Origin of the sequence: Agrobacterium sp. RAC06 (assembly GCF_001713475.1) — a bacterium.
Lineage (GTDB): Bacteria > Pseudomonadota > Alphaproteobacteria > Rhizobiales > Rhizobiaceae > Allorhizobium.
The window spans coordinates 2630938-2646919 of sequence record NZ_CP016499.1; the positions used below are offsets into that span (position 1 = coordinate 2630938).

Annotated in this window: 18 protein-coding genes and 1 tRNA gene; 7 read left to right on the top strand and 12 right to left on the bottom strand. The window is 62.8% G+C overall.

Annotated features, from left to right (window positions below; all coding sequences use genetic code 11):
* Positions 1-55: 55 nt before the first annotated feature.
* The 3 genes from BSY240_RS12690 to BSY240_RS12700 form a co-directional block, all read right to left on the bottom strand.
* On the bottom strand, positions 56-649 hold the full coding sequence (locus BSY240_RS12690; RefSeq protein WP_069042548.1) for a LysE family translocator: 594 nt from the start codon (positions 647-649) through the stop codon (positions 56-58).
* Positions 650-753: 104 nt separating this feature from the next.
* Entirely contained in the window at positions 754-1458 is a 705-nt protein-coding gene (locus tag BSY240_RS12695; protein ID WP_069042549.1) for a type 1 glutamine amidotransferase, read from the bottom strand.
* A 113-nt stretch (positions 1459-1571) separates the two neighbouring features.
* Positions 1572-2012: a DoxX family protein gene (locus BSY240_RS12700; RefSeq protein ID WP_054149484.1), complete on the bottom strand. Its 441-nt coding sequence runs from the start codon at positions 2010-2012 to the stop codon at positions 1572-1574.
* A gap of 124 nt (positions 2013-2136) precedes the next feature.
* On the opposite strand from BSY240_RS12700, the gene BSY240_RS12705 reads away from it, so the two are divergent.
* Positions 2137-2439, top strand: coding sequence for a SelT/SelW/SelH family protein (locus BSY240_RS12705; RefSeq protein WP_069042550.1), 303 nt, complete (start codon positions 2137-2139; stop codon positions 2437-2439).
* A gap of 47 nt (positions 2440-2486) precedes the next feature.
* On the opposite strand, the gene BSY240_RS12710 is transcribed toward BSY240_RS12705, so the two are convergent.
* Positions 2487-2951 carry a BA14K family protein gene (locus tag BSY240_RS12710; RefSeq protein WP_054149482.1) on the bottom strand — a complete coding sequence of 155 codons (465 nt, stop codon included), beginning with the start codon at positions 2949-2951 and terminating at the stop codon, positions 2487-2489.
* Between the two features lie 242 nt (positions 2952-3193).
* Between BSY240_RS12710 and BSY240_RS12715 the strand changes: the two genes are divergently transcribed.
* A tRNA-Leu gene (locus tag BSY240_RS12715) sits at positions 3194-3280 on the top strand.
* A gap of 171 nt (positions 3281-3451) precedes the next feature.
* Positions 3452-3673, top strand: coding sequence for a hypothetical protein (locus BSY240_RS12720; RefSeq protein ID WP_069042551.1), 222 nt, complete (start codon positions 3452-3454; stop codon positions 3671-3673).
* A 69-nt stretch (positions 3674-3742) separates the two neighbouring features.
* Here the strand turns inward: BSY240_RS12720 and BSY240_RS12725 are convergent, their stop codons facing one another.
* From BSY240_RS12725 to BSY240_RS12745, 5 genes are all read right to left on the bottom strand, one after another.
* The gene (locus BSY240_RS12725) at positions 3743-4969 is read right to left on the bottom strand and encodes a TadE/TadG family type IV pilus assembly protein (RefSeq protein WP_069042552.1); all 1227 of its coding nucleotides are present in this window, start codon (positions 4967-4969) and stop codon (positions 3743-3745) included.
* A 193-nt stretch (positions 4970-5162) separates the two neighbouring features.
* Positions 5163-5543, bottom strand: a complete 381-nt coding sequence (locus BSY240_RS12730) for a hypothetical protein (RefSeq protein ID WP_069042553.1) — start codon at positions 5541-5543, stop codon at positions 5163-5165.
* A gap of 71 nt (positions 5544-5614) precedes the next feature.
* Positions 5615-6469, bottom strand: a complete 855-nt coding sequence (locus tag BSY240_RS12735; protein WP_069042554.1) for a C40 family peptidase — start codon at positions 6467-6469, stop codon at positions 5615-5617.
* Positions 6470-6482: 13 nt separating this feature from the next.
* Entirely contained in the window at positions 6483-6830 is a 348-nt protein-coding gene (locus BSY240_RS12740; RefSeq protein ID WP_069042555.1) for a MarR family transcriptional regulator, read from the bottom strand.
* Between the two features lie 94 nt (positions 6831-6924).
* Positions 6925-8316: a leucyl aminopeptidase family protein gene (locus tag BSY240_RS12745; protein WP_069042556.1), complete on the bottom strand. Its 1392-nt coding sequence runs from the start codon at positions 8314-8316 to the stop codon at positions 6925-6927.
* A gap of 195 nt (positions 8317-8511) precedes the next feature.
* Between BSY240_RS12745 and BSY240_RS12750 the strand changes: the two genes are divergently transcribed.
* Complete coding sequence (locus tag BSY240_RS12750) at positions 8512-9285, top strand: tetratricopeptide repeat protein (protein WP_236759373.1); 774 nt, start codon at positions 8512-8514, stop codon at positions 9283-9285.
* Between the two features lie 4 nt (positions 9286-9289).
* Here the strand turns inward: BSY240_RS12750 and BSY240_RS12755 are convergent, their stop codons facing one another.
* Entirely contained in the window at positions 9290-9877 is a 588-nt protein-coding gene (locus BSY240_RS12755; RefSeq protein ID WP_054149475.1) for an IMPACT family protein, read from the bottom strand.
* A gap of 11 nt (positions 9878-9888) precedes the next feature.
* Positions 9889-10281, bottom strand: a complete 393-nt coding sequence (locus tag BSY240_RS12760) for a hypothetical protein (protein ID WP_069042557.1) — start codon at positions 10279-10281, stop codon at positions 9889-9891.
* A gap of 254 nt (positions 10282-10535) precedes the next feature.
* Between BSY240_RS12760 and BSY240_RS12765 the strand changes: the two genes are divergently transcribed.
* Positions 10536-13607: a DNA translocase FtsK gene (locus BSY240_RS12765; RefSeq protein WP_069042558.1), complete on the top strand. Its 3072-nt coding sequence runs from the start codon at positions 10536-10538 to the stop codon at positions 13605-13607.
* A gap of 161 nt (positions 13608-13768) precedes the next feature.
* Complete coding sequence (locus BSY240_RS12770; protein WP_069042559.1) at positions 13769-14278, top strand: ferritin-like domain-containing protein; 510 nt, start codon at positions 13769-13771, stop codon at positions 14276-14278.
* Positions 14279-14363: 85 nt separating this feature from the next.
* Here the strand turns inward: BSY240_RS12770 and BSY240_RS12775 are convergent, their stop codons facing one another.
* Positions 14364-14819, bottom strand: a complete 456-nt coding sequence (locus tag BSY240_RS12775) for a hypothetical protein (RefSeq protein WP_069042560.1) — start codon at positions 14817-14819, stop codon at positions 14364-14366.
* A 130-nt stretch (positions 14820-14949) separates the two neighbouring features.
* Between BSY240_RS12775 and BSY240_RS12780 the strand changes: the two genes are divergently transcribed.
* Positions 14950-15942, top strand: coding sequence for a YihY/virulence factor BrkB family protein (locus BSY240_RS12780; protein ID WP_069043967.1), 993 nt, complete (start codon positions 14950-14952; stop codon positions 15940-15942).
* The last annotated feature ends 40 nt before the right edge of the window (positions 15943-15982 follow it).

Consider the following 15982-nt stretch of genomic DNA (forward strand, 5'->3'; position numbering starts at 1 on the left):
GTTCGATTAAGCACGGGGACGGATGGCTCGCAAGAGGGAGGTCGGGGACACCAGATCAAATCCAGCCGATGGCGCGGCCGGCAAGACTCAAGGCAAAGACCGCGAGGCAGCTTGCGGCGACCCGCCCGAACAGCAAGGGGTTGGTGGTTGCCAGCCGCCGGAGGATGGCGGCGCCGGCGCTCAACCAGCAGGTGGCGACAATGACGACGAGCAGCAAAAACATGGCGAGATAGGGGAGCGGCCGGAGCAGTGCTTCCAGCGAACCCGTTCCGGCGGCGGGAATGAGGGCAAGCCCGATGATCAGGGCCTTGGGGTTGAGCACCGTGGTGGCGTAGACGGCAACCACCGTCGTTCCGGCCTGCGCATTGGCCGAAGGCGGCCGGATCCAGAGCCGGGCGGCGAGCAGCAAGACCCAGAGGGTCGAGGCGAGCTTGATGCCAAGGGCTGCAGCCGGCTGATCGATGAGCAGTGGCGCGGCCAAAAAGACAAGCGGGACGATGGCCGTGAGATAGCCGGCGCATTCGGCACCGATCAGCGGCAGCGAGGCCTTGAGGCCGCGGGTGGCGCCTGAAACGGCAAGCAGGGTATTCGTCGGCCCCGGCGTCAGCAGGAGGAGCAGGACGGCAAAGGCAAAGGCGGACAGGGACAAGGCAGAACTCCGATCAGTGAGGTCGGAGATAACAGGTCGGGTGCTGCGGCGGCTTGATGTCGGTCAAACCCGGCGAAGGGATCCGGGTGACGCGGGAGATGCGCTCAAGACGGGAGGATCTGCCGGACCCAGGCACGAGCCAGCGCCAGCCCGGCTTCATCGGAAAGCTGCCCGTCGGTCGGTTCGATCTCAGGATGGCGGTTGAGCCAGCCGGGTTCCTTGCGCTCGATGACCTCTGGGAAATGCGTCATCCAGTTGCGCACAACCTCGCGGTTAGCCTCGAAATGGAACTGGAAGCCATAGGCAGCGCGGCCGATGCGGAAGGCCTGGTGGCGAGCCGCTTCGTTTTCCGCGAGGTGAGCAGAACCTTGCGGCAGCGTGAAGGTGTCGTCGTGCCACTGGAAGGAGAGGAATTGGTCGGGCATGGCCGAGAGCACCGGATCGTGTCTGCCGGCTTCGGTGCGGCCGATGCTGCGCCAACCGAATTCGGGAGCGGCACCGATCAGGTTTTCGCTGCCATAGGCGCGGGCAAGGAGCTGGCTGCCGAGACAGATGCCGAGCACGGCTTTCGCGCTGTCGCCGAAGCGACGCATCAGGCTTGCGAGTTCCGGGAGATAGGGATGCTTCTCGTCGTCGCGGGCATTCTGCTCACCACCGAACACCACCAGAGCGTCGAATGCATCGAGGTCCGGCAGTGGTACGCCGGCATAGGCGCGGATGGTGGTAGTCTTCGCGCCCGCCTCGGCAAGCGCAATGCCGACCTGACCGACTTCGGTGACGCGGGTGTTTTCGACGATGGCAACGCGCATGGGGAATCGGATCTCGTGGGTGGCTGCCTCAGAGAAAGCATGCGGATGCGAATGTCGCAAGACGGGGGCGCCGCAAGATGGAAGGGCGCCGCAAGCAGCGCCCTTCCGGGACCTCAGAAGGTTTTCTTCAGACGGGCGTCGACAGAGTGGCGGTTGCCGCCACGGATGACGAAATAGAACGTCATCGCCGCCCAAAGCAGAGATTTTTCAGCCCCAGAGAAGCCCTGATCCAGCTGGATCCAGTGGAAATAGACCGTGACCAGCAGGACGATCGTAGCTGCAAAGGCTGCCGGGCGGGTGAGTAGACCGATTGCGAGCAGGATGCCGCCGAAGAATTCGGTGATCGCCAGAAGCGGCGACCAGAAGACGCCGGGATAGAAGCCGAGGCCTTCGACCATCTGGACGGCGCCGAAGGGATCAACGATCTTGCTGGCGCCATGGATGACGAGGAAGCCACCGGCCACCAGACGCAGCAGGGTTTCGACCCCGTCGTGACCGGAGCGATAGACGGGGGCAAGGGCAGGAACAAAAAGACGGTTCGGTTCAATGGACATGAACAAACTCCAAAAAAGACAATAACCTGCGCGTCATGGCCGAAGCTTAGCTGCGTGGCAATTGGACGCACGCAGAAAAGTTGATTAGTTGGGTTAACTTATCCGTGAAGTGAGGAATACGCCGATGGAAAAACCCCGGATTTCGATCACCTACTGCACCCAATGCAACTGGCTTCTGCGGTCAGGCTGGATGGCGCAGGAACTGCTGCACACCTTTGCTGACGATCTGGGCGAAGTGGCACTTATCCCTGGCACGGGCGGGATTTTCGAGATCAAGCTGAACGACGACCTGATCTGGGAACGCAAGCGTGATGGCGGCTTTCCAGGCCCGAAGGAGCTGAAGCAGAAGGTGCGTGATGCCATCGATCCCGAGCGCGATCTCGGCCATGTGGACCGGGTGAGCCGCAATGAAGGGCTCGACAGCTGACACAGGGGCGAAGGCGGCCGCAGAACCGCCTTCGAAGATCGCTCGTCTCAATAGAAGGGCGATTGGCAGACCTTGTAGTAGCCGCTCGTCGAGAGGAACTGATTGGTGCGGGGATTGTAGGACCGGTAGCGGTTCAGGCACCAGTCGACATGCCGCTCCCAGGACCGACGTGGCGGACGATAACCCGGATCCTCGTAAACCGGCGGGCGCGGCCGTGGACGGTAGCCGGGTTCGACATAGACGGGCGGACGCGGCCGTGGGCGATAGACCGGCGGCTCGTCATAGACGGACGGCGGATAATACTCCGGTGGCAGGGGGCGTGGACGGCGCGGCGGCGGGCGGTCCCAGGTCTCGTAGCAACCGGAGAAGTCGCAGACGATATCGATCTCTTCGACATCGGAGCCCGGCTGCGAAATCAATGGCATCGGCTTCGTCATCGCAGCATCCGCCACGGAGGTGAAAAGCTGGGCGCCGGCGAGCGCCACGGCCACAAAAGCGGATCGAATCGTCATATAGTCATCCCGTCGTTCATCCCGGCGGCGGGCAAACCGCCTCGCCGACGGCAAGATAGAGCGTTTCGATCACGGCTTTTTCACGGCCGCGTTATCCGTGGCAGACTGTGCAAAAGGCCTGTGTCCCAACGCATCTGCGAATCCGCTTCCGGCATTCAGGCAGACGCCTTCATCGCGCCGACATGAAAACTTCAAAAAGCCGGTTGACAGGTCGGAGCAGTCCCTTTACACGGCTCCTCGTCGCCCAGATGGCGGAATTGGTAGACGCGCCAGCTTCAGGTGCTGGTACTCGAAAGGGTGTGGAGGTTCGAGTCCTCTTCTGGGCACCAAATTCCGATTTGAGATCAGCAGTTTATGCGATCCTCAAACACTTTAAAAAGCCCGGCTTGCCGGGCTTTTTTCTTGTCTGAAAATTGAGTTTCCGGTGCTGTCGCACTGTCGTTTTCAGTGCGATTTTTCACGCATTCCCGAGCACCCCAAGACCGCCACAAGGACAGACCATGGACGAGACCGTCGCCATCGAAAGCCGCAGCGAATTTGCCCTCTGGGCGATCGAACGTGCCAAGGAAATCGTTGCCCAAGAGGGCACGGCGCTGGCGCTTGCGGCGCGCGATATGGACGAGGAAGGTTTGCGCGAGGCAGGCCATAAGCTCGGCGGCGCGATCAGCGAAGCGCTGATCGAAGTGTTCGACGGTTTGCTCGGCCAGGACGATCCGGCTTGAGAAAAAGGGCGCCCAACGGACGCCCTTCCTCGATCTGAATTCCTTCGACCAGCATCAGCGCAGCCAGCATCAGCGCAGAATGCGAGGATTGGTGAGACCGCTCGTCGGCGTCGAACCGCCACCCGACAGGGGCTCGATCTTCCAGTTGGCCGAATTCATGATGATGGTATTCACCACCAGCGTGATGTTGTTCGTCTGGTTCGTGGTCGAATTGTAGGTCACGTCGCGATTGGGCAGGTGGATGATCCCCTTGAGGATCTCGCCCTTGCTGCCGTTGAAGACATATTGCTGCGGGTTGCGGTTGTTGCTGGTGTCGCTGGTCTTCTCGAACATCAGGATGTCCTTGTAGGTCCCTGATGTCGGCGCCGTCGCCGTGAAGGTCAGGCCGCCATTGGCGCGGATCTCGCTGTTGACGTCGGGGAAGTAGAAGGTGACACCTTCCGCCTTCACCGTTGCGCCGGAATTGATGATCATCCGGCCGGAAATGATGTGCAGACCCGGTTTGAACGTGACGGTCGGCGAGCCGTTGAACGTGGTTCCGCAGTGCTTGCCCGGCTGCAGCGTGATGGACTGACCGTCCATCGTGCCCGATGTGGTGCAGTTTGCAGGGACCTTGGGCTCCGGCATCTTGCCGGCGAAGGGATCCGCTTCCGCCGCGCATTTCGTCTGAAGATTGCTGAGCGTGCCGCCGTTCTTGATATAGTTCGCGCCCTTGACGCAGAATTTCGCCGTATCGATCGTTGCCCCGGCATTCATGATGAAGGCGGGATTGCTGGTCGAATGGACGTGGACCTCGCATTTCGTCGATTTGACATTGGCACCGGAGTTGATGAGCACGGCCTGGCTCTTGTTGCCGAGGGCATAAATGCAGCCATTGCCGCCAGCCTCCTCTTCCGCCCCGGCAGCGACGGTGGTGCTGACGCCAAGCGTGAAGCTGCTCAGGCCGACAATACCGAGAAACCTGTTGTCGACATCCTGCTCGTAGCCGCCGGTGAGCGAACCGTCGGCATTGACCGTCAGCGTGAAGCCGGCGCTTTCATTCAATTCGTCCTGCTCGACGTCGAGACCGAGAAAGTTACGGGCTTCAAGCTCCTGGGCGCTTTTCCCACTCTTGCGGGCAGCGGCGAGCATGGCGGCGTCGAGCTGAGCCTGCATCTCGATGCGCGTATTGTAGGCCGAAGCGACATCCAGTGCACCACCTGCGGACACGAGGACGATCGGTGCGAGCAATGCGGAAATGATACCGAAGTTGCCCGACCGATCCTGCCAACAGTGACTGATCTTCTCCAGAAGCATGATGTGTCCTCATTGTTTGAAACGACAATGGATCCGGACCACGCTGGATGGACGGATGCCGTCTATTGAGGACAACCTAAGAACGAAATGCTACTTTCGCGTTTTCATCTTACGTAAAATCTTGCAAAGCCCGACAAAGGCCAGTTGATCGCGTAGCTTCCTGCCTCGAACGACTGAACCGAGACCGACGAGATCAGTCGATAACCCTTGGGTTGACGCCGGGATACCACATGCGGCCGGACCGCGGCGGCTCGGTGCCTTCATAGACGATGCCGTTCTTTTCGCAGCGATAGACCGTGTAGGGCAGGCTGTCGCGCAGATCACGGCGACCGAAGTGATGGCGGTTGGGGACAACCGTCCGCGTTTCACAGCTGACGTTTTCACCGAACTGGTTGACAGGATCCTGCGGCTTGACGCCAGGCAGGTCCTTGAAACTCTCCTGTCCGGCTCTGCTCCAGGCGATGCCTTCTGAGGCTGAGGCGGGGGCGACAGCTGCGAAGACGGCCAGCGACGCCAGCACCAGAGCAGTGCTGATCTTCGTGGACGTGTTGTTCTTTCGGCAGGCCGGCAGCATGGGCAATCTTCTCGTCAGCTCTAGTGGTGCCGATATAAGCACTCGACGCGGCGGCACCAAGACCGGGATCATCACGTTTCGGCGACGGGGCGGCGGTAGCCGGTTGGGGTGCCGTAGAGCCAGCCGATGCGTTCGATGGCGGCCTCAAGCGTCTCGCGGGCCACGGACATGGTGTTGCCGTTGGCGTGGATCATGGTCGTTTCGTCTTCCATGATCGCCACATGGCCCTTCCAGAAGACAAGATCGCCGCGCCTGAGTTCGGCACGCTCCACGGGTACGCCGAGGCCTGATGCCTGCATGTCGCTGTCGCGCGGGGCTTTCCGCCCTGCCATGCGCATGGCCAGCTGCACGAGACCAGAGCAATCAATGCCGAAGCCGGACTTGCCGCCCCAAAGATAGGGCGTTTCGAGGAACAGCGCTGCAACGGCGACGTAATCCGGTGCAGGAGGTTCGGCGATCGGGCGAATGTGGCGGGAAACAAGGGCTCCGCCGTCCGGCATCAGCAGATAGCGGGTGCCGCGGGTTTCCGCCTCCCCCTCGATCGTTAGCCGGCTTCCCATCGACAAGGCCATCCGCGTCGGGAAGCGCAGATCGGGGCCAGAATAGACGAAGCTGCGCGGCACAGTGACGAGATGGGTTGCTATGGCAACAGCGCCGAGCGTTTCTTCCAGCAGGTAGCCGACATAACCGTCGTCCACCGCCTGCACCCACGCCCAGCCATTCTTGCGCTCGAAAACACGGACTTCTTCACCCATCAGGAGTTCGGTATCGATTCCCATGGAAAGATCGGGTTTCGGGCGAAGCGGCACGACCGGCTGGGTGATCATCGCCGGTTGCGGGGTGACAAACCTGTCCGCTTCGACTTGCCCCTTCAGGGCGATATCGGCGAGATCGGGCCGGAAGGCGTTGAGGCGCCGGTCGAGCATAATCAAGTCTCCGTCAGCCGAGCGAGCGGCCCCGGGCGATGATGTTATCGCCGAATTTTTCGAGAAAGAGCGCACCGCCGACGGTGCGCTTGACGATGACGCTGCGGCGGTCGAGCTCGTCCCTGATACGGTCAACGAGGCCCAGCTCCCCGAGCGTATCGAGTGCGCGGGTGATGACAGGCTTTGTGACATTGAGGGTTGCGGCAAGGCCGCGCACCGTATGGGGCGGCGGCACAAGATAAATCTCGAGAAGCACGGCGAGCTGACGCATGGTGAGGTCGTGGCCGTCTTTCTGGACCTGATCCAGGGTCACCCTGTGCCACAGGGAAAGCGCCTGGGTCGCCGTCATTTCGAGGCCCATGGCCCCTCCCCCTCGTTCTGATCCGGGCCAGCAGCCCCTCGCGAGTATCATTCCGGTAAAGGAACGATCTGGCAAGGGGCTGGTGGATTCAGGCTCAGTCGGCGCCGGACTGCAGGTAGCGGTAAAGCGCGCGGATCGCCTGAGCCTCGCCGCCGACAGGCGAATGGGCCCGCTCCGTCGGCGACCAGCCGAAAATGTCGAAATGCGCCCAGCGGCGGCCCGGCGAGACGAAGCGCTTGAGGAAGAGGGCGGCCGTGATGGCGCCCGCCATACCGCCCGAGGGGGCATTCGTCACGTCGGCGATCTGGGCCTTCAGCATGCGCTCATACCCCTTGTAGAGCGGCATGCGCCAGAGCGGATCGTCGACCGCGAGGCTCGCATCGGCGATGCCATGGGCAAGGTCTTCGTCATCGGTGAAGAAGGGCGGCAGATCCGGGCCGAGCGCGACACGGGCGGCCCCCGTCAGGGTGGCCATGTCGATTAGCAGATCCGGTTCCTCGGCGTCGGCATAGGCCAGCGCATCGGCAAGGATCAGGCGTCCTTCGGCATCGGTGTTGTCGATCTGGACGGTCAGACCCTTGCGGCTCTTGTAGACGTCACCGGGGCGGAAGGCATTGCCAGCGATGGCGTTTTCGACCGCGGGAATGACGACGTGGAGATCAACCTTGAGCTTGGCATCCATGATCATCAGCGCAAGGCCGAGAACATTGGCGGCGCCACCCATGTCCTTCTTCATCAGGAGCATCGAGGAGGCCGGCTTGATGTCGAGGCCGCCGGTGTCGAAGCTCACGCCCTTGCCGACAAGGGTGACCTTGCGATGGCCCTTCTTGCCCCAGCGCATCTCGATCAAGCGAGGGGCAACCGTGGAGGCGCGGCCGACGGCGTGGACGAGGGGAAAGTTCTTCTCGATGAGTTCGTCGCCGGTGATGACGGAGACCTCGGCCTTGTAGTGTTCGGCGAGGCGACGGACGGCGGCTTCGATATCGGCCGGGCTCATGTCGTTGGCTGGGGTGTTGATCAGGTCACGGGCGAGATAGACGCCCGCCAACTGGCGCTTGATGTCGGCGGCATCGGCATCCTGCGGGATCAGGAGGCGCGGTTCCGTGACCCGCTCGGAGCGATAACGGTCGAAGCTGTAGGCGCCGAGGCCATAGCCGAGCAGCAGGCGGTTGGCGGTGAGCGGGGCGGTTTCGATGTGCCATTCGCCGGCCGGCAGCGCACGGGCGAGCTTGCCGGTGAGATAGGGATTTTCGGAAGGGTTGGCGCCGAGCCCGAACAGCGCGCCACCCACATGGCCGTCGGCGGTGGGGATCAGCAGCACCGAGCCGGCCTCGGCCTTGAAGCCGGCCTTCTTGGCCCAGTCGAGGGCGAGTGGTTCCAGCGTGCCGGTCTCGACATGGGCCGGGGTGACGGCGAAGACCGGGAGCGTCTTGCCGCCCTTGGTGCTGAAGGGGGACGGTCTTTCGATATACTGGAACGGGGCCATGGCGAGACGCTTTCTGGAGATTCGGCTGAAGAATCGTTGGGGGCTCGATTAACACTCCGTTAGGGTTAACAGATTATTGCTTGAGTGGAGGTTGCGCCGCCCGGACGAGGCGCGGCGGCGGGGACTAGCTAACTCGGGACGATCACCATGCGCATGCGAATTCCAGGCTCGGCAAACCATCTGCGGATCGTGGCCATGACAGGTCTGGTGATGGCGGCGATGACGCTCACCGGCTGCGGCTCGGCGAAGAAGGAGCTGACGACGGGCTCGATCCCCAAGGCAAGCCAACAACTCGATTCGCTCAGCGGTCCGCAACTGAGCCGCGCCGTGGAAGGCATCGGCCAGGCCTATGACCGCAACCCGAAGGACCGGAATATCGGCCTCTCCTATGCCAATGGACTGATGATGACAGGCCGCAACACGCAGGCGCTTGCTGTCATGCAGCAGGTGGCGATTGCCCATCCGAACGATCGCGAGGTGCTCTCCTCACTCGGCAAGGCGCAGGCTGCGGCGGGCCAGCTGGAAAAGGCACTCGGCACCATTCAGCGGGCGCAGACACCGGACCGACCCGACTGGCGGCTTTATTCGGCGGAAGGGGCCGTGCTCGACCAGCTCGGCCGTTCCAGCGAGGCGCGCTCGCGTTACCGCATGGCGCTGCAGATGCAGCCGAACGATCCAAGCGTATTGTCGAACATGGGCATGTCCTTCGTGCTTTCGGGCGACCTGAAGACGGCCGAGGACTATCTGCGCCAGGCGTCGCAGCAACCCCGTGCCGACAGCCGGGTCCGTCAGAACCTCGCGCTGGTGGTCGGCCTGCAGGGCCGGTTCCAGGAGGCAGAACAGCTGGCGGCCCAGGAGCTCGATCCGCAGCAGGCGGCGGCCAATCTGCAATATCTGCGCGGCATGCTTGCCCAGCAGAATTCCTGGAAGCAGCTTTCCAGCCAGGACATGCCGAAAAAGAAGAGCTGAGCGCTCAGTCCGGAAAGACGAGGCTTGACCGGCCGCTGGTGAGATCGCGCACCAGCCGGATCGCCTGATCCTCATCGCCCTGCCTCAGCGTGACCGCGAGATCGACACCCTCTGCCGTGAAGCTTTCGACGAAGGTGAGATGCGGGATTGCGGCGAGCCGCGACTTCACGAGGGCGAGGTCCGAGAAGCTGACCGATGATTCGCCCGTCACCATCGGGATGATCTCCCGCTTGTCGGCCGATCGGAGCATCTGGGCAGCCGTTCCGCCATAGGCACGCATCAAACCGCCACTGCCGAGCAGGATGCCGCCAAAGAAGCGGGTCACGACCACAACGATACCGTCGAGTTCCTGGCCATCGATCGCCTGCAGGATCGGCTTGCCAGCCGTGCCCGAGGGCTCGCCGTCGTCGGAGAAACGGTAGGCCTGACCGATGCGCCAGGCCCAGCAATTGTGATTGGCGGCGGGATCGGAGACCGAGGCGAGGAAGGCCTTGGCTTCCTCTTCGCTGGCAATCGGTGCCGCTTGCGCGATGAAGCGGCTTTTCTTGATGTCCTGAACGAACTCAACCGGCGCGACGAGGGTGAACGGCATAGTGTGCTGCCTCAGCCGTCTGCTTCGTGTGCGAGAAGCCACTCGGCAAGTGCCGCGATCACGGAGAGGCGCAAGGCCGCTTTCATGGCGAGCGCGCGGGTGAGCGAGGCGTCGCGGCTGGAGAAGCCGAGTTCGGCCATGACACCGGAGGGCGAGAGTTTTCGAGCGCGCATGACCGCTTCGACCCGCTCGATCGTCGATGGCAGCAGATACCGGCCATTGGCGATGAGGGCCGCGGCGTCGTCTGGAATCGGTTCGGCACCGGACGGATCGGGGGCGGCCGATGCGCGGGCCCGCACTTCTGCCGAGACCAGATCCAGAAAGGCCTGGCGATCCTCGGGCCCCGCTGATGTCCAGGCCTTCAGGAGCTTCTTCAGGGGACTGGGCTTCTCTTTCTTCGACATGACCGGCTTTCTGTTCGTCCCCGTCCATAGCCCGAGCGGAGACACGGTGCGAGAAAAAAACTTGGGGGGCAGCATCTTCCGGCGAGGGGCGAAATTCGGCTTTGGCAACAGCGGCGTCGGGGACGAAAGGGCCCGATTCAGACCCTTCGTGCATTAGAAATTTCTGCCGGACAGAAAGCGGTCGTTAACCTTTATTTTCTACTCAGATAGCTCAGTTTTCGCGTTCTTGTATCCCGCCAGCGTTCAGGTTTCCGATGCACCCTCCCCGTTCAAATTCCGCGTATCAGGTCAATCATTTAGGGGACAACAAGGGTGAAGGCGCCGATCAGTCGGCAGCCGACCAGATCGAGGGGCGTGAGGAAACGCCCGTCTGGCAGAAGGCCTTCGTGTTAGGTCCCAATGTGCGTTTCACCCGCACGCCCGACCGCGTGCCGGGCAAGGCCGAGCCAACGCCTGCGCCTGTCGCCCAGCCGAGCGCACCGCCTGCACGGACGGCCGCACAACAGCCGGCGATGCCTCAGGCGCCCACACGACAAGCCTATCAGCCGACAGCTCAGCCGGTGGCCCCTGCCCCGGCAAGGCCTGCCTCTTCTGCGGCGAGCAGCGTACCCTATGCCGGATTGCCGCGCACAGGCGCACCCGCGCCGGCACCGAAGGCCGAAGTGCCGCGCATGCCTGCTTCCGTGACCTTGCCGCAGCCGCCGGATGCCGTGGGCGCGCGCGCGCTCACCTACAAGCTTCGCCGGGAACTCGCCCGCCAGCAGGCCGAACAGGCCGCCTGGGAAGCATCGATGGCAGATGGCGCATCGCCGCAGGAGATCGGCCCTGCCCCACAGCCCGTTCAACCGGCACCCCTGGTTCAGGGCATGCGCAGCGTGCTTGCCAGCACCCAGGCCGCGACCGTCGGGGCAAATGTTCGACCGACGACCGAGCCGCATGTGCCGCCGCACCTGCAGCGGTCGCTCGCCCAGCAGGCCGAAGCCTTGCGGCTTGCTGCCCAGCAGGCGGCCCCCGCAGCGCGTCCGCCGATGGTGCGCAATGCGTTTCTGCGGACACCGCCTGCAGCGGCTGCACCTGAGCCGGTTGCGGCTCCTGTGTTTGCTCCGCCATCCGTCCAGCCTATTGTCACGGCTCCGGCCGTCACGGCATCTGTTGCATCAGGCTTTGCCGCGTGGACGCAGATGACCAATCCATCACCGACGCAGCCCGAGGCCGTGACTGCGGTCGCGCACGAAGCGCAGGTTGAGCGTCTGCCGATCGCAGCGCTGCTGTCGGACCACATCTTCTTCGAGGCGATGATCGCGCCGGTGGATGCTCCATTGGAGATCGAAATGGCGCGGACCCCGATTGCGCAACCTGTTTCACAGGCTTGCCAGCCGGCGGCTCCGCAAAGGGCTCAGCACACCGCACCGCAGCCGGTTCGCAGCATTCCAGCGCCAGCACCTCAGGCTGTTTCAACGGTGCGCGCCGAAGTCGTGCGCTATCGCCCAGAAGGGGTTTCGGCCACCACACATCCGGTGACCGTTGCGGCGCGCAAGCCCGTGTTCGACGCAACCCCGGGCTCGGTCGTCGCGCTGTATCGGGAAGTCGCATATCGGGAGGTGTCAGCGGCGTCCTACGCGTTGCAGCAGGCGCAGGCAGCGGCGACCGAGACGGTTGCCCCCCTTGAGGCCGTTGTTGCGGCGCCGCTCCAGGCGAACCATTCGTCGATTGCTCCGATGTCTGCCGCACTGCCACGCCAGCCGCTGTTCAAAGCGCAGGAAGCGCTGGGCGAAGGCGAATACGAGCTTCCCTACCTCGATTTCCTGCAGATGCCGCCGGTTCAGACCGGCGTGACGATGACGGCAGAGGCGCTCGAGCAGAGCGCCGGGCTTCTGGAAAGCGTGCTCGAAGATTTCGGCATCAAGGGCGAAGTGATCGACGTGCGCCCGGGCCCCGTCGTGACGCTCTACGAATTCGAGCCGGCACCGGGGGTCAAGTCCTCGCGCGTCATCGGTCTCTCGGACGATATCGCCCGTTCAATGTCGGCGCTATCTGCCCGCGTCGCTGTTGTCCCCGGTCGCAATGTGATCGGCATCGAGCTGCCGAACCCGGTGCGCGAGACGGTCTATCTGCGCGAGCTGATCGAGACGCCCGATTATGCCGAGACGCGCTACAAGCTTCCGGTCTGCCTCGGCAAGACCATCGGTGGCGAGCCCGTGATCGCGGAACTCGCAAAGATGCCGCATCTGCTCGTTGCCGGTACCACCGGTTCGGGCAAGTCGGTCGCGATCAACACGATGATCCTGTCGCTGCTCTACCGGTTCCGGCCGGACGAGTGCCGGTTGATCATGGTCGATCCGAAAATGCTGGAGCTTTCCGTCTATGACGGCATCCCGCATCTGCTCACCCCCGTCGTGACCGATCCGAAGAAGGCCGTGATGGCGCTGAAATGGGCGGTGCGCGAGATGGAAGACCGCTATCGCAAGATGAGCCGCCTCGGCGTGCGCAATATCGACGGCTACAATGCCCGCGCGGCCCAGGCGCGCGAGAAGGGCGAGACGATCACCGTGAGCGTGCAGACCGGCTTCGACCGGCAGAGCGGCGAGATTGTCTACGAGGAGCAGGAGCTCGATCTCTCGCCGATGCCTTACATCGTCGTCGTGGTCGACGAGATGGCCGACCTGATGATGGTTGCCGGCAAGGAAATCGAAGGTGCGATCCAGCGACTGGCGCAGATGGCGCGTGCGGCCGGCATCCACCTGATCATGGCGACGCAGCGGCCCTCGGTCGACGTCATCACCGGCACGATCAAGGCGAATTTCCCGACGCGCGTTTCCTTCCAGGTGACCTCGAAGATCGACAGCCGCACCATTCTGGGTGAGCCGGGTGCCGAACATCTGCTCGGCCAGGGCGACATGCTGCATATGGTCGGCGGCGGGCGCATTGCCCGCGTACATGGTCCCTTCGTCTCCGACGAGGAAGTCGAGAAGGTCGTCGCGCATCTGAAGATGCAGGGCCGTCCGGACTATCTGGGCACCGTGACTGAGGATGCGGACGAAGCCGAAGAAGAGCCGGAAGAGGACGTGGCCGTTTTCGACAAGAGCGCGATGGCGGAAGAGGACGGCAACGACCTCTACGACAAGGCGGTCAAGGTTGTGCTGCGCGACAAGAAGTGCTCGACCTCCTACATCCAGCGCCGGCTATCCATCGGCTACAACAAGGCGGCTTCGCTTGTGGAGCGGATGGAGCAGGAAGGCATCGTCGGTGCTGCCAACCATGTCGGCAAACGAGCGATCATCGTCGGCGGGCGCGAGGTGAATGCCGAGGGCGACTTCGAAGGCTGATCCGGATCGCCGAAAGGTCCAGCGCGGGCAACAGACCAGTCTTCAATAAGGCACGCCAGGCTGCGGCGTGCCTTTTCCATGATCCACCCAGCCTCTTGGCCACGGGGAACCCTTCAGGGGACTCGCGGTTCGGAGACGGTCAGATCAAGGAGACAGAGACAATGGCAGAAGACAGACGTTCGCTTTTCGTTACCGGCCTGCGCAATGCGCATGCGATGGAAAACCAGGCAATCTCGATCATCAAGCCACAGCTTTCCCGAATCGAAAACTATCCTCAGGTGGCACGGCGACTGGAACAGCATCTGCAGGAGACCGAAGTGCAGTTGAAGCGGCTCGAGGACATCCTCGCGAGCCTCGACGAGGATCACTCGACCATCAAGGACTGGATGCTCTCGGCAGGCGGCAGCATGGCTGCAATCAGCCACGCCATGGCGGGTGACGAGATCCTGAAGAACTCATTCGCCAACCAGGCTTTCGAGAATTACGAGATCGCCGCCTATAACTCGCTGATGGTCATGGCGGAAATGGGTGGGTTCCAGGGCGCGACCAGCGGCCTGCAGCAGAACCTGGCGGAAGAAGAGAACATGGCCCAATGGCTGAAGGACAATCTACGTGAGGTGACGATGGAATTCGTTTCACGGCAAGAGGCTGGGGAAAGCGCCAAGGTCTGAGGCCCGAGCTACTTCGAAAACGGCAAAAGCGGAAGCGGGTGTGGCCCGCTTCCCTCAGGCCGGCATCATGACAGCCACGCTTCGATCAGATCTGGACGGGTCTGATCGTGTCGATGCCAATCTCGCCATCGATGAGACCACGGGTGAGACCATGCCTGTCACGCGCGATCTCGATGACCGTGTAGAGTTTCTCCGAGCGGAAGGCACTTGCCATTCCGGTCGTCACGTCCTCGGCAGGTTTGGCGTCGATTTCCATATAGTCCAGCTCCTGCGAGGCCGCGACGAGGCGGGCATCGCCCGTTGAGCGGGCAGCTACCGTCACCACACCATGGCCAGGGGCATTGTCCCAACGCGGATCGTCCGGCGCGGCTATGGGCTCCAGCCGGTAGATGCTGAGCAGTTCATCGCCCCTCGACATGCCATGTTCCACGGCGGCTGCATCCGACCGGCGCGCGGCGGCTTCTAAGGGCGGCGCCAGATGCGGATCGACCTCCTCGCGCTGATGGCCGGTCGATAGTTCGTGCTTGGTATTGTCGGACATGGTCTTCTCCCTGTGAAGTATTTGGGAGCCCAACCGACCTCGGCCGGCTACGGTTCCGCCCGGCTTCTCTCGTCTCGGCAGGGAACATGGCGGCATGTGGACCAGTTTCCCTGACAACAAGGAGCCCGACATGCCGCCAGTGACACCTTCATCCACGCCCCTCACTGCCTCCCAAGTCCGCGATGAACGAGGGCGAGACGCGTGCAGCCCCAGCGACATTCCGGTGCGTGGCCTGTGGGACGTTTCGCTCAGGGTCCTGTCGCGGCTGACATCCGACCGGGTCACGCTCGCTGCAGCAGGCGTGTCCTTCTACGTGATGCTGTCGCTGTTTCCCGGTCTTGCAGCGCTGGTGTCGCTTTATGGCCTGATTGCCGATCCGACCACGATCGCCGGACGGCTGGATTTCCTCTCCGAACTGCTGCCTGCCGATGGGGTCACGATGATCCTGGGGCAACTACAGGCGCTGGCCGACGAAAACAACAGTACCTTGAGCACGGGTTTTCTCGTCGGTCTTGGCGTGTCGCTGTTCAGTGCCCGCAACGGGATGCTGGCGCTCTTCGAGGCCATGAACATTGCCTATGAGGAACAGGAGAAACGCGGCTTCGTCCATACTACGCTTATGGCCGTCGCATTTACACTTGGCGCCATGGCCGTTCTCGCCGTCGTCGTCACGGCACTCGCAATTCTGCCGCTGATCATGTCGGTCGTCTTCATTTCCGCGCGGGCCGAGATGATCGTCGGGTTTATCCGCTGGCCGATCCTGATCGGCGTGATCTGGCTGGGGTCCGCGATGATCTATCGTTATGGGCCGAGCCGCGAGAACGCCCAACTGCGATGGCTGACCTGGGGCACTTTGCTGAGTTCGCTCGTCTGGATGATCATGTCGCTCGGCTTCTCCTTCTATCTGGAGAATTTCGCCGACTACAACGCGACCTATGGCGCGCTCGGCACATTTATCGCCTTCATGTTCTGGACCTGGCTGTCGGTGGTGATCCTGATTGTCGGGGCCATGCTGAATGCGGAGCTCGAACATCAGACGGCAGTGGACACGACGACTGGACCGGCAGAGCCGATGGGACGTCGGGGCGCGCATATGGCGGACACGATCGGCGAGTCGCAGTAGCCGTGATGAGAGCCGCAAACAAGAAGGGCGGCACCGGAAT